General features: G+C 63.6%; 1 protein-coding gene. It reads left to right on the forward strand.

From position 1 onward, the window contains the following. The coding region (locus IL54_RS02500) for an IS3 family transposase (protein ID WP_037472887.1) at nucleotides 1-712 on the forward strand (712 nt) is incomplete at its 5' end.

The following is a 712-nucleotide window of genomic DNA, read 5'->3' on the forward strand; positions in this document are numbered from 1 at the left end:
CGCCGACCTGCCAACCTATGGCTATCGGCGCGTGCATGCCCTGCTGCGCCGCGAGGCGGAAAAAAACGGACGCGCAGCGCCCAATCCAAAGCGCGTCTACCGCGTCATGAAGCTGCATGGCTTACTGCTCCAGCGCCACGCCGGACGCCGCGAGGAACGCCGGCATGACGGCAAGATCGCCGTCGTCACCCGCAATACACGCTGGTGTTCGGACGGCCTCGAGATCGGCTGCGACAATGGCGAGAAGGTCCGCGTCGCCTTCGCCCTCGACTGCTGCGACCGGGAGGCGATGGGATATGTAGCCACTACCGGCGGCATCACCGCCGAGGACGTGCGCGACCTCATGGTTGCCACCGTCGAGCATCGCTTCGGCCAGGTGAACAAGCTGCCCCACACCATCGAATGGCTGACTGATAACGGCAGCTGCTACACTGCCCAAGATACAAGGCGCTTCGCGCGCGACATCGGCCTGGCACCACGCACCACGCCGGTCGAAAGTCCGCAGAGCAACGGAATGGCCGAGGCTTTCGTCCGGACCCTCAAACGAGACTACGCCCGCGTCAGCCCGCGACCCAACGCACAGGCCGTCATCGACCAGCTGCCAAAATGGCTCGACCACTATAATCGCGTGCATCCGCATCGCGCTCTCGGCTACAGATCGCCAAGAGAGTTTATCGAACGTTCAACCCGTGAGGAACTGTCCGGCCTTTAG

The sequence above is a fragment of the Sphingobium sp. ba1 genome (assembly GCF_000743655.1).
Classification (GTDB): domain Bacteria; phylum Pseudomonadota; class Alphaproteobacteria; order Sphingomonadales; family Sphingomonadaceae; genus Sphingobium.